The 13,027-nt window shown below is 70.8% G+C and carries 11 protein-coding genes; 4 read left to right on the forward strand and 7 right to left on the reverse strand.

The window, feature by feature from the left end; all coding sequences use genetic code 11:
• Positions 1-311: 311 nt before the first annotated feature.
• Positions 312-1,274 (reverse strand): alpha/beta hydrolase, encoded by a 963-nt coding sequence (locus ACWD12_RS34760; protein WP_358362190.1) that lies wholly within the window; start codon positions 1,272-1,274, stop codon positions 312-314.
• A 316-nt stretch (positions 1,275-1,590) separates the two neighbouring features.
• Between ACWD12_RS34760 and ACWD12_RS34765 the strand changes: the two genes are divergently transcribed.
• A complete protein-coding gene (locus ACWD12_RS34765; protein WP_358362189.1) occupies positions 1,591-2,202 on the forward strand; it encodes a TetR/AcrR family transcriptional regulator in 612 nt (203 codons plus the stop codon).
• Between the two features lie 53 nt (positions 2,203-2,255).
• Positions 2,256-3,365 carry an LLM class flavin-dependent oxidoreductase gene (locus ACWD12_RS34770; RefSeq protein WP_358362187.1) on the forward strand — a complete coding sequence of 370 codons (1,110 nt, stop codon included), beginning with the start codon at positions 2,256-2,258 and terminating at the stop codon, positions 3,363-3,365.
• Between the two features lie 566 nt (positions 3,366-3,931).
• On the opposite strand, the gene ACWD12_RS34775 is transcribed toward ACWD12_RS34770, so the two are convergent.
• From ACWD12_RS34775 to ACWD12_RS34800, 6 genes are all read right to left on the reverse strand, one after another.
• Positions 3,932-5,641, reverse strand: coding sequence for an FAD-dependent monooxygenase (locus tag ACWD12_RS34775; protein WP_450102940.1), 1,710 nt, complete (start codon positions 5,639-5,641; stop codon positions 3,932-3,934).
• Between the two features lie 230 nt (positions 5,642-5,871).
• A complete protein-coding gene (locus tag ACWD12_RS34780) occupies positions 5,872-6,789 on the reverse strand; it encodes a glutamate ABC transporter substrate-binding protein (protein ID WP_450102941.1) in 918 nt (305 codons plus the stop codon).
• Positions 6,790-7,089: 300 nt separating this feature from the next.
• Positions 7,090-8,010 (reverse strand): amino acid ABC transporter permease, encoded by a 921-nt coding sequence (locus tag ACWD12_RS34785; RefSeq protein ID WP_450102942.1) that lies wholly within the window; start codon positions 8,008-8,010, stop codon positions 7,090-7,092.
• Positions 8,007-8,651, reverse strand: a complete 645-nt coding sequence (locus ACWD12_RS34790; RefSeq protein ID WP_358362181.1) for an amino acid ABC transporter permease — start codon at positions 8,649-8,651, stop codon at positions 8,007-8,009. Before ACWD12_RS34790 ends, ACWD12_RS34785 begins: the two co-directional genes overlap by 4 nt.
• A 220-nt stretch (positions 8,652-8,871) precedes the next feature.
• Entirely contained in the window at positions 8,872-9,762 is an 891-nt protein-coding gene (locus ACWD12_RS34795; protein ID WP_358362179.1) for a glutamate ABC transporter substrate-binding protein, read from the reverse strand.
• 83 nt (positions 9,763-9,845) lie between these two features.
• The gene (locus ACWD12_RS34800) at positions 9,846-10,592 is read right to left on the reverse strand and encodes an amino acid ABC transporter ATP-binding protein (protein WP_358362195.1); all 747 of its coding nucleotides are present in this window, start codon (positions 10,590-10,592) and stop codon (positions 9,846-9,848) included.
• A gap of 282 nt (positions 10,593-10,874) precedes the next feature.
• Here ACWD12_RS34800 and ACWD12_RS34805 point away from each other — a divergent pair, with 282 nt between their 5' ends.
• Together ACWD12_RS34805 and ACWD12_RS34810 are read left to right on the forward strand one after the other, a co-directional pair.
• Complete coding sequence (locus tag ACWD12_RS34805) at positions 10,875-11,585, forward strand: response regulator transcription factor (protein WP_450102943.1); 711 nt, start codon at positions 10,875-10,877, stop codon at positions 11,583-11,585.
• 27 nt (positions 11,586-11,612) lie between these two features.
• Positions 11,613-13,016, forward strand: a complete 1,404-nt coding sequence (locus tag ACWD12_RS34810; protein WP_450102944.1) for an ATP-binding protein — start codon at positions 11,613-11,615, stop codon at positions 13,014-13,016.
• Positions 13,017-13,027: the final 11 nt, after the last annotated feature.

The raw sequence follows: 13,027 nt of genomic DNA on the forward strand, positions 1-13,027 counted from the left end.
GTCCAGCACGACCCCGCCCCGCGATCAGCCCTATACCCCCAGAGCCACACGTTCAGGCGACACCATCACGGACATCAACTCACATACCGCCCTCTAAGAAGTCGTGAACCGCGAACTGGCGAACCCACGAGCTGTGTACCGGCGAACTGTGTACCGGCGAACTCGTGAGCCCGTGAGCCCGTGAGCCCGTGAGCCCGTGAGCCCGTGAGCCCGTGAGCCCGTGAGCCGGTGAGGCCGTGAGCCGGTGAACAGGCGGCCTGTGGAGAACCCTTGAGCAGGCAGAGCCGCCGGAACCGGCAGTGTCGGAGCCGTCAGATCTTGTGCGCCGCGCGCAGGTAGTCGACGAGCACCTGCCGGTATTCGCGGGCCTCGGCAAGCAGCGCGGTGTACATCCCTGCGCCGTGCGTCAGGCCGTCCCAGCGGCGGATCTCGGTCGGCACGCCGGACTCCTGGAGGCGCTTGCCGTACGCCTCGCCCTCGTCGCGCAGCGGGTCGTACTCGCACGTCATGACCAGCGCCGGGGGCAGCCCGACCAGCGTCTCGGCGTGCAGCGGCGAAGCGTACGGGTCCTTCGCGTCGCCGAGCTTGCCGATGTAGTACTCGACGCCCTCGCGCATCGCCTTCTCGGTGAGGAGGTAGCCGGTGCCGTTCTCCTTGACCGACGGGTGCGACATCGTCAGGTCGGTCGCGGGGACCTCCAGGACCTGGCATACCGGCAGCGGGATGCGGCGGTCGCGCAGCGCGATCGTGACGCCCGCGGCGATGTTGCCGCCCGCGCTGTCGCCGCCGATCGACACCTTGTCCGGATTGACCCCGAGGCTGAACGCCCGCTCCTGCACCCACACCCACGCCGCGACGCCGTCCTCGAACGGCACCGGGTACGCGAACTCCGGGGCGAGCCGGTAGTCGACCGAGATCACGACGCAGTCGGTCAGCTTGGCCAGGTTCGCGCACTCCGCGTCAAACTGGTCGAGCGTGCCGAGCCACCACGCGCCACCGTGGAAGTACACGTGTGCCGGGCGTCCGCCGCGGGGTGCGGGCGTCGGCGGTGTGTAGACGCGCGCCGGGATGGTGCCGTGGTCCGGGACCTTGACGGTGATGTTCACGTCGCGGCGCGCCACGTCCTCGGGCGCGGGCTCGCCGAACGCGAGGATCGCGGATTCCAGTCCCTTGTGCGCGGCGGCGCGGCGTTCTTCAAGGGACAACCCCTCGGGCTGCGGCGGGGAGCCGGCCAGGGCGTCGAGTATCGACTGGATCTGAGGTACGACGGGCATGCGGGTCCTCCGGTGGTGCGGACGGGTGGCGCCGGAAGTGCGTTGCGCGGGTCGTTCTTCGGGTTCTGCTCGGGGCTCTGTTCGGGTTCTGCTCGGTTCTGCCGGTGATCTGCCCAGGTGCGTCGAGATCGGGCCAAGCCTTCCGGCGTACGGCCTCTGACCTGCGACGATCCGACGCACGGTAGCACTTTCAGGTGAAGAAGAAAGCCCCTGTCGGCCGTCGTTCGAGGCAACGGCCCGGTCCCTCTGGACTTTGTCGGTGCACAGTTATACAAGAGTTGTGCAGTTGAGTAGTCGGTCGGAACGAGGGAGCCCTGTGGAGAGCACATCCGGGCCCGCTCCGGGCGCAGCCCGGGCGGCCGAGACGCGCGACCGCATCGTGGACGCCGCGACCGACTGCATCCGCCGCTGGGGGATGCGCAGGGTCTCCATGAACGACGTCGCGCAGCAGGCGGGCGTCTCGCGCCGCACCGTCTACCTGCACTTCGCCGACCGCGAGGCGCTGGTGCTGGCGGTGCTCATCGGCGTGTCCGAGCGCATGGTCGCGGCCGTCGAACCGCTGGTACGCGCCCGCACCACGCTCGCCGACCAGATCGCCGAGGCGGCCGTCCACGTACATGCCATGGGACCCGGCGAACTCCAGCTCGGGCTCGGCCTGCGGCCGGGGGAGTCGGAGGACGCCACCATGCTCCTCGCGCACAGCGAGCGGGTCCTGTCGGCCTGGCACGGGTTCTGGGTGCCGTTCGTCGAGGAGGCACGCGCGCGCGGCGAGGTGCGCGAGGACGTCGCCGTCGAGCGCGCCACCGACTGGATCATGCGCATGCTCATCTCGCTGGTGACCGTCCCCGCCCGCTCGTTCGACGCCGACGACCCGGACGAAGTCCGCAGGTTTGTCGCCGAGTTCATCACCCGGGGATTCGCACCCTGACTCCCCGCCGCACGGCGCGCCAGGCCCACACCGTCAAGTGCAGGAGGAGCACGATGAAGTTCGCCCTGTTCTACGAGATACCGGTCGCCCGTCCGTGGGACGACGAAAGCGAGCACCGCGCCTACAAGAACACCATCGAACAGGCCGTCCTCGGCGACAAGATGGGCTTCCACTCCTTCTGGACCGTGGAGCACCACTTCCTGGAGGAGTACTCGCACTGCTCCAACCCCGAGACGCTGTACGGCGCGATTGCCGCCAAGACCGAGAACATCCGCCTCGGGTACGGCGTACGGCTGCTGCCGAAGCCGTACAACCACCCCATCCGCAGCGCGGAGTCCGCTGCCGTGTTGGACCTCATCTCGGACGGCCGCGTCGAGTTCGGCACCGGCCGCAGCTCCACGCGCGCCGAGCTGGAGGGTTTCGGCATCGACCCGTCCGAGACGCGGGCGATGTGGAACGAGGCCCTCGACCACATCGTCGGCGCCTGGACCGAGGACGAGTACCAGGCGCAGGGCGAGTACTGGCAGATGGGCGCGCCGCGCCGCGTGCTGCCGCGCACGCTGCAGAAGCCGCACCCGCCGATGTGGGGCGCCACGTCGAGCCCCGACGGCCACAAGGAGATCGGCCGCCGCGGTCTCGGGCTGTGCTCCTTCACCGTCGGCGTGCCGCCCGAGGAGCTGTCCGACCGCATCGCCATGTACCGCGAGGGCCTGGCCGAATGCGTCAATCCCGCGGGCAAGTTCATCAACGACCGCGCCGCCACCTTCACCATGGTCCACTGCGCGCCGACCACGGAGGAGGCCGTCGACCAGGCCGCCGAGTCGTGCGTCTGGTACGTCGGCCACGGCGGCGCCCTCATCGCCTCGGTCGCCGAGTGGATGGAGGAGAAGGAGCAGGAGCTCGGCACGTACGGCTACACCGCCGGGCCGCTGGAGCACCGTCGCAGCGGTGCCCTGAGCCACCTCACGTTCGACTACCTGCAGAACTCCGGGTCGGCCATCGTCGGCGACCCCGAGCACTGTGTCGAGGTGGCCAAGCGCTATGAGGCCGCCGGCTGCGACCTGCTGCTGTGCCTGGTCAACCCGTACAAGATCGAGCACGAGGCGGTCATGCGCTCGATCGAACTGATGGGCAAGCACGTGCTGCCCGCGTTCAAGGACTGAACGCCGGCCGCCGATCGGCCCGCAGGCGGGTCGACCGCTGCGCGTACCTGCCCGAGTTGGCGGTGACCGAGTAGACGGCGACCGCATACACCTGACCGCACAACCTTGATCGCGTGTGCCGGACTGTGCGTGCCGGACCGTGCGAACGTGTTCGCACTTACGGTGATCGGGGGCGCGACGTGGCTCCTTTTGTTCCGCAACGATCGGCGGATCCCGGGAGTTACGGCGTCACCCGCGCGGGGGTGACATCGCGACGCACGTGCGAACATGCGCCCGACAGCCGACAGCCGACAGCCGACAGCCGACAGCCGACAGCCGACAGCCGACAGCCGACAGCCGACAGCCGACAGCCGACAGCCGACAGCCGACAGCGGCACCGAGCACCACGAGCCCTATGCCGCCGCGGGCCGCCACAGGCCTTGCCGCACCGCCCGCCCGCAGTGCTGCACCACTCCCAGCAGCACAACACCACGCCCAGCAGCACAGCAACACGGCCCGCAGCACCGCACCACGGTCGGCACCGCAGCACCCCGTCGGCCGACCCGCGCCGCGGCGGTGTCCGGAGCTCAGGGGCCTCCGGACACCGCCGCCGACACCTCCTCGGCCGCGCGCCGCCCCACCGCCCGCAGTGCCGCGGTATTGAGGTCGTCCTCGCCGCCGGGCGGCAGCCACGCCGCCAGGTAGCCGTCCGGGCGCACCAGCAGCAAGGTGTGCGCCGCCGCCCCCGGGTACTCGTGCGTCACCACCAGCTCGGCTGCCACCGGCAGTTCGGCCAGCCGCGCACGCAGCAGCGGCATCAGCCCCGCGTCCCGCCAGCGCGGACCGTCCCACACCTCTATGCCGGGTGCGACCAGCACCGCCACGAGGCCCTGGTCCAGACACGCCGACAGCGGAGCCCGGCGGCCGTCGGCGCGGACCACCGGCACGTCCTGGACCGGCCCGCCGACCCCCGGCCCGCCGGGCGTGAGCAGCGGCGAACCGGTGTACTCCGGAAGGGAGTCCGCGACCAGCGCGCGCGGGTCCAGACGCCGCAGCGTCGTCCCCTTGCTGCGCGCGCCCATCAGCGTCAGCCGCCGCCCCATTTTCTGCGCCGGGCCGCGCGGGCTCAGGAAGTGCAGGGCGTCCTCGCCGTACGCCAGTCGCCGCCGCGCCGCGCTGCGCCGTTCGCCGTGGTACGTCTCGATCAGCCGGTCCGGCGCCCGCCTCCCCATCACCAGCGCGAGCTTCCACGCCAGATTGCGGGCGTCCTGCAAGGCGAGGTCGGCCCCGTCCGCGACCGTGGGGTGCACCAGGTGCGCCGCGTCGCCCGCCAGCAGTACGCGTCCCGCCCGGAACCGCCGTGCGAGCCGCTGGTGCACCTCGAACTCGCCCGTCCACACCATGTCGTAGACGGGGTCCGCGGTGGCGTCGGCGTCCGGGCTCATCGCGTCGAGTGTGCGCAGGACGGCGCGCACCCGCTGTGTCGTGCGCTTGGGGTCGGCGGGGTCGCCGTGCACCGGGATCAGCGCGGTCGCGTCGGCGGCCTTGGCGACGCCGTGTGCGAGCGGCAGCTGCCAGGTCAGCCGCCACATGTCGTGCGGCAGCGGCTGCGCCAGGACCGTGCCGTCGCGCTGGAACGGCGGGTCGACGAACAGCCAGGGCTCCAGCGGTGATTCCTCCCAGGGCGGACGCGGCAGGCCGACCTTCACGTCGGCGCACAGCAGGCGGTCCACGCGCGGGCGCCCGGGGAACCGCACGCCCAGCGCGCGGCGTACGAAGGAGTGGTGGCCGTCGGCGGCGACCAGCCAGGGGGCACGCCAGCGCACCGGGCCGGCCGGGCCGCGGGCGGTGACGGTGACCGCGTCGGTGTCCTGCTCGACCGCCTCGACGCGGTGCCGCCACGCGGTCGTCACCAGCGGCGCGGCGGACACCGTGTCCAACAGCGCCTGCTCCAGGCGCTGTTGCGGAAGCCCGTAGCGCTCGGGGGCGGGGGGCGGGCCGCCTTCGGCGTCGCGCGGAGCGGGCACGGTGGTCGAGCGGCGCCGGATGCGCAGCGGACCCCACGGCTGTGCGGCGCCGTCCAGGCGGCCGCCGACCAGGCCCGCGGCGAACGCGAACGTCGCCGCGTCCAGGCCGCACGAGCGCGATCCCTCGCGCACCGTGCCGTCGCCCGCGTCGACGAGCAGCGAGCGCACGCCCTGTCGGGCGAGCGCCAGCGCGCAGGCCAGACCCGCCGGTCCGGCGCCGACGACGATCACCGAGTCCCGGTGGGCATGGGAGTCGGCCGTGCCTGGCATGCGAAGCCTCCCGAACGATCAGATGTCCAAGAGGCAATCATCCGGCACCGGAGGCGGGTCGTGTGACAACGCGCCCGGTCCGCGAGTGGCGTCGCCGGGTGGCGCACTCCGGCGCACCGGTCGCGCGGGCGCCGTGTCCCCGGCGCGCGTGGGCCGTGCGCCCCGGCCGGCCCCGGATCCGCGGTCGGCGCGGGCCGGGCCAGGTCTGTTTCTCGCCGGGCGCGGCGCGCTCACGGTTCGAGCGGCGGAACGGGCGGGGCGGGTACGCCGGACATGCCCAGTGTCGCGTCGTACGCCGCCTTCCAGGCACCGTTCGCGGTACTCGCGCGCAGCGCCTCGTTGACGGCCGTGCGGAAGACCGCGTCGTCGCGGGGCACGCCGATGCCGTAGTTCTCGGTGGTGAACGGCTGTCCGACGACCTTGAGCCGGTCGGGGCTGCGCGCCGCGTACCCCTTGAGGATCGCCTCGTCCGTCGAGACCGCGTCGACCAGTCCGGTCAGCAGGTTCTCGACGCACTGGCTGTAGTCGTCGTAGAACACGGCCAGCGTCTCGGGGAATTCGCGTTGCAGGCGGTTGAACGCGGTCGAGCCCTTCGCGGAGCAGACCTTCTTGCCCGCGATGGTGTCCTTGCCGGTGATGGCCGGTTCGTCGCGGCGCACCAGGAGGCTTTGCCCCGACACGTAGTACGGCCCGGCGAAGGCGACCGACCGCTTGCGGTCGTCGGTGATGCTGTACGTGCCGACGTACATGTCCACCTCGCCGTTCACGATCGCCGTCTCGCGGTCGGCGGACGCGATCGTCCTGAACTCGATCCGCGCCGGATCCAGACCCAGTTGTGCGGAGACCATGCGGGCGATCTCGATGTCGAAGCCCGACCGGCGCAGCGTGGCGGGGTCGAGGTAGCCCAGTCCCGGCTGGTCGTCCTTGGCGCCGACCACCAGGTGGCCGCGGTCCCGGGCGGCCTTCCAGGTCGGCGAGGCCGTCAGGTCCACGCCGTCGCGCACCGGGTAGACCGGTGGCGGCGGGGCGGACCTCGGCGCGGGCGCGGGCGGCTGGGCCTTCGGTTCGGCGCCGCCGCCGTCGCACCCGGCGCCCAGCAGGGCCAGGGCGGCGATGCCCGCGGCGGCCATCACCTGACGCAGTGTCATGTCCGGAACTCCCCCTTGGATGCGTCCTCGGGGACGTGCCGCGGCACGGGACGTACCGCCGGTCTCCCCCGGGGACCGAGCTTTCCCGGGGCCATCATGGGCCACGTGCCGGCTCCGGCGCGGAGCGACGCCCCGCGACGGGGTGGCGTCGCGGGGCGTCGAGTGTGCGGATCGGGTTGGCGGCCCGCGGTCGGCCGGGGTGTCGGCCGGGGACCGACCGGCGTGCGCCGGCCGGGGGATCGGCCGAGGAGTGTCGGCCTGGGGATCGGCCGGGGGTGTCGGCCGAGGCATCGGACCGGACTACACGGAGACTTCCAGGTGCGCGTCGGGCTTCGGGGTGATCGTCCCGCCCACCGGCGCGTCGATCTGCGGCGGACGGCCCTTGCGGCCCTGGCTCAGCTTGCGCTCGACCCAGACCGCGAGGAAGGACAGCAGCATGCAGATGACGATGTAGACGCTGCCGATGACGATCGCGACCGGGATGAACGGGAACTCGAAGTCCTGGTTGGAGCCGAGCAGCTTGGCGACGTACAGGAGTTCGGGGTACGTGATCATGAAGCCGAGGGACGTGTCCTTCAGCGTCACGACCATCTGGCTGATGATCGACGGGAGCATCGCCCGGATGCCCTGCGGCACCAGGATCGACGCCATCACCTGCGTCTTGCGCATGCCGATCGCGTACGCCGCCTCGCTCTGCCCCTTCGGCAGTGCCAGGATGCCCGCGCGCATGGTCTCCGCCTGCACGGTGCCGTTGTAGATCGTCAGGCCGATGACCAGCGGCCAGAGCGGGTCGTCGTTGATGAACTCCAGGAACCCGGGCCAGTGGTCCAGGTTGGCCGGCGCCAGGTACAGGAAGAAGATCAGGATCAGCAGCGGCATCGCGCGGAAGAACGTCACGAACGCCGTCGACGCCCACCGCACCGCGCGGTGCTCGGACAGCCGGCCGGCGGCCAGCAGGGCGCCGAGGATCAGCGAGCCGACCACCGCGAGGGCGAACGCCTTGAGGGTCGCCAACAGGCCGTCGACGATCATGTTCTGCACGCGGGTGTACTCGAAGACCTCCCACTTGCGGCGGCTGAACTGGCCGGTCTGGTCGAACCGGTACAGGATCCAGGCCAGGGCGCCGATCAGCAGCCCGACGCCCACCACGCCGACGATGAGGTTGCGCCGCCGGGCCTTCGGGCCGGGAGCGTCGAAGAGGACTGTGGCCTGCGAGCTCATCGGGCCACCGCCAACTTCTTCTCGAGAGCGGCGAACGCCGCGCTCATGCTCAGCGTGATGATCAGGTATCCGACGGCGATCCAGAAGAAGATCAGGATCACGTTGTCGCCGTTCTCGAGCATCTGGTTGTACGTGCCGAACAGGTCGGCGACGTTGAACGCGCTCGCGATGGCCGAGTTGCGGACCATGGCGATCAGCAGCGAGCCGATGGGCGGCACGACGGCGCGCAGCGCCTGCGGCAGCACGACCAGGGTCAGCGTCTGGTTGAAGGACATGCCCAGGCTGCGGGCGGCCTCCGCCTGGCCGAGCGGCACGGTGTTGACACCCGAGCGGACGGCCTCGCAGATGAACGCCGCGGTGTAGCCGCCGACCGCGATCACCGCGAAGGTGATGAAGTCGAGGTTGATGTTCAGCTTGGGGAAGCCGAGCGCGACCACGAACATCAGCAGCGTCAGCGGCGTGTTGCGGATGATGTTGACGTACGCGGTGGCGAACCAGCGCAGCGGCGGGACGGGCGAGACGCGGCAGGCGGCCAGCGCGGTGCCCAGCACGATCGCGACGAGGCCGCAGTAGACGGTGAGTTTGAGCGTCGTGACAAAGCCGTCGCTGATCAGGTCCCAGTTGTCCGTGAGGACGTTCATCGCGCGCCCGCCTTCCGGCCCTCTTCCGGGCGCGCCGAACGGGCGGCGTCAGGGCATATGTTCACGGTGATCCCCGCAAGTCTGGATCGGACGTGGTTTCGAGGTGCCGGGGGCCGCGCCGGCCCGGGTGTCGCCACCGGGCCGGCGCGGGCGTCGGCCGCGCGTCAGGAGCGTGCGGTCGGATTCGTCGGCGGGTGCGGCGGGTGGTCCGCCGCGCGGCTCAGTAGCGCTCGATCATCGGGGCCGGCGGGGCCGGCGAGCCCGACTTGCCCAGCGTCGCGTCGTAGATGCTCTTCCAGGTGCCGTCCTGCATCTTGGCCGCGAGGATGTCGTTGACCTTGTTGCGGAACTCGACGTCGCCCTTCGGCAGGCCGATGCCGTACTTCTCGGTGGAGAAGTTCTCGCCGACGACCTTGAGGTTGTTCGGGTCCTTGGCGGCGTAGCCCTTGAGGATCGCCTCGTCGGTGGTCACCGCGTCGACCTGGCCGTTGAGCAGGTTGTCCACGCAGATCGAGTAGGTGTCGAACTCGATGGGCGTGGTCTCGGGGAACTCGGTCTTGATCTTCTGGATCGGCGTCGAGCCCTTGGCCGAACAGACCTTCTTGCCCTTGATCGTGTCCTTGCCGAGGATGTCGGTGTTGTTCTTCTTCACCAGCAGGCTCTGGCCCGAGACGTAGTACGGGCCGGCGAAGTCGACGAGCTCCTTGCGCTTGTCGGTGATGCTGTACGTGCCGACGTACATGTCCACGTCGCCCTTCTGCAGGGCGGTCTCGCGGTTCGCGGAGGCGATCGGCACGAACTTGATCTTCTTCGGGTCCAGGCCGAGTTCGGCGGAGACCATGCGCGCGATCTCGATGTCGAAGCCGGAGCGCTCGCCGGTCGTCGGGTCGAGGAAGCCCAGGCCGGGCTGGTCCTCCTTGACACCGATGATCATGTGCCCGCGGCCCTTGGCGGCCTGGAAGGTCTTGGAGTTGATCTCCACGGACTGCGAGTTCACGGACTGCTGCGGCGCCGCGGGCGTCTCCGACTTCGGGTCGTCCTTGCCGCAGGCCGTCGCGAGGAGGGCCAGAGCGGAGAAGCCGGCTACGGCTACGGTCTTGCGAAGATTCATGACCCTTGCTCCTTGATGGTGGTCACGGGTGTGGACATACGCCGGCGTGCGTGTACGCGCCGGCGGATACTGCGCGGCGCCGATCAGTGGTGCAGGATCTTGGACAGGAAGTCGCGCGCACGGTCGCTGCGCGGGTTGCCGAAGAACTCGTCGGGGGTGTTCTCCTCGACGATCCGGCCGTCGGCCATGAAGATCACCCGGTTCGCGGCGGAGCGCGCGAAGCCCATCTCGTGCGTGACGACGACCATGGTCATGCCGTCCGCCGCGAGGCTCTTCATGGTCTCCAGCACCTCGTTGACCATCTCCGGGTCGAGTGCCGAGGTAGGTTCGTCGAACAGCATCACCTTGGGCTGCATCGCCAGCGCGCGGGCGATCGCCACGCGCTGCTGCTGGCCGCCGGACAACTGGGCCGGGTACTTGTCGGCCTGGTTGCCGACGCCGACGCGGTCCAGCAGGGCACGGGCCCTCTTGTCCGCGGCGTCCCGCGACTCGCGGCGTACCTTCGTGGGGCCGATCGTCACGTTCTGCAGCACGGTCTTGTGCGCGAAGAGGTTGAACGACTGGAACACCATCCCCACCTCGGACCGCAGGCGCGCGAGGGGCTTGCCCTCTTGCGGCAGCGCCTGGCCGTCGATGGTGATGGAGCCCGAGTCGATGGGCTCCAGGCGGTTGATGGTCCGGCACAATGTCGACTTGCCGGACCCCGACGGGCCGATCACGACGACGACCTCGCCCTCGTGGATCGTCAGGTCGATGTCCTGGAGGACGTGCAGCGCGCCGAAGTGCTTGTTGACGTTCGACAGGACCACGAGCGGTGCGGCCGTCTTCATCGCCGGTGACGGCGTCTTGTCCAGGGCTTCGGTCACGGTGGCTTCGCTCCTCCGGATCGTGTGGTGGGCTCATGAAAGCGGGCAAGACCCAAGCGGCAAGCCGGATTTGAGCTTCACCTGAGGTCAAGAGCGGATAACGGAGCGTCGTGTGCCCTGGACCCTCGGCAGAAACCGGGGAGTCTGATTGGATGACCCGGTCGCGACGCGGGGTGAACGCGAGGGTGAACCCTGTGGGACCTGGGTTCGTAATCGGAGACAGACACGCTGCGAGGAGGTCACGGCATGCGGTTGCTGATGGTCGAGGACGACCTGCGCATCGCGACGCCGCTGCGTGCCGTCCTGGGGCGGCACGGCATAGACGTACGGCACGCCTGCACGGGTGAGGAGGCCCTGGACGCGCTCGGCGTCGACGTCGACGTGGTGCTGCTCGACCTCAACCTGCCGGACCACGACGGCTTCGAGGTCTGCGCCCGAATACGCCGGATCAGCGACGTCCCGGTGATCATGGTGACCGCGCGCGCCGACGTACGCTCACGCGTGCACGGCCTCAACATCGGCGCCGACGACTACGTCACCAAGCCGTACGACATCGGCGAGCTGCTGGCCCGCATACACGCGGTCAGCCGCCGCGCCCGCCCCGAGCCCCGCCCGGAGGCCGCCCCCGCCGCCCCGGCCGCCCCCGCGTCCGACGCCGCGCCCGCGGCCCCCACGGCCTCCGCACTGGTCGTCGACGCCGCCGCCCGCCGCGTCACCGTGCGCGGCACTGAGGTCGTCCTCACCCGCAAGGAGTTCGACCTGCTCGCCCTGCTCGCCCAGCGCCCCGGCGTGGTGTTCCGCCGCGAGCAGATCATGAGCGAGGTGTGGCGTACCAGCTGGGCCGGCAGCGGCCGCACGCTCGAAGTCCACGTCGCATCCCTGCGCGCGAAGCTCGGCAACCCCCGCATGGTCGAGACCATCCGTGGTGTCGGCTACCGCGTGGTCCCGGACGCCTGAGCCCGGCACGCCCGAAGACAGACTCCTGTGCGCACCCGACTCCTCGCCCTGCTGCTGACGCTCATGAGCGCAGTACTGCTCGCGCTCGGCATACCCCTGGCCGTGTCGCGCGCCGACGCCCACCAGCAAGAGATGACCCGCGACCGCGCCGACGACACGGCGCGCTTCGCCGCCCAGTACCAGACCGCGATCCGCGTGGGGCAGGACGTCAAGCTCTCCGAGGAGGAGCAGCTGCCACTGAGGCAGGATCTCGAGCAGTTCTTCCTCGTGTACGGCATACACGCGGCAGTCGTCGACCGGAACGGCGACATCCTCATCAGATCCGACCCCGGGTACACCCTTCCCAAAACCGGTCAGGCACACGAGGCCTTCGCGGAGGCGCGCGCCGGGCGGCGCAGCGACGCCCCGCAGGTGTGGCCGTGGCAGGACCGCACCATCACCGTCGCGGCCCCCGTCGTGTTCGGCGGCGATGTCGTGGCGGTTGCCGTCACGGAGTCCGTCACCGGCAAGATGCGCGGTCGGATCTGGGACAACTGGCTCTTCCTCGGCGCGGCCGAGTCCATCGCCGTGGTCGCGGCGCTCCTGGCCGCCGCCCGCCTGACCGGCACGATCCTGCGGCCCGTCCAGGTGCTCGACAAGGCCACCCACGAGATCGCCACCGGCAAACTGGGCGCGCGCGTCGCCGCCGCGCAGGGACCGCCCGAGCTGCGGCGCCTCGCGAAGGCGTTCAACGAGATGGCGGACAACGTCGAGACCGTCGTCGAGCAGCAGCGGGCGTTCGCCGCCGACGCCTCGCACCAACTGCGCAACCCGCTCTCGGCGCTGCTGCTGCGCATCGAGGAACTGGGTCTGTCGCTTCCGCCCGAGCACATCGAGACGCTCGACGGGGTCCGCGACGAAGGGCGTCGCCTCACCCACGTGCTGGACGAGCTGCTCGCGCTCGCGCTGGCCGAGAACGCGGCCAACACCGGGACCCACCGTGTGCCGCTCGACGTCGCGGCGCTGGTGCGTGAGCGCATCGACGCGTGGGAGCCGCTGGCCCGTGCCCGCGGCCAGCGCTTCGAACAGCAGGGGCCACGCGCGCTGACCGGGAACGTCGACCCCATCGCGCTGGGCAGCGCCCTCGACGCGATCCTCGACAACGCGCTCAAGTTCAGCCCCGACGACGCCGAGGTCACGGTCGCCCTCGCGGCGGTCGGGGGCCGCCTGGAACTCCGGATCGCGGACCGGGGGCCCGGGGTGGACCCCAGCGAGCTGCGGCGTGTGGGCGACAGGTTCTGGCGCAGCTCCCACCACCAGAACGTGGACGGCTCCGGCCTCGGCCTGTCGATCGCGCGTACCTTGCTGCGGGCAACGGGCGGCGCCATCGAGTTCGCGGCGCGCGACGGAGGCGGACTGGTCGTGACGGTGACCGTCGACCGGGCGCTGTGACCTTCGGGCGT

Source organism: Streptodolium elevatio, assembly GCF_053592165.1.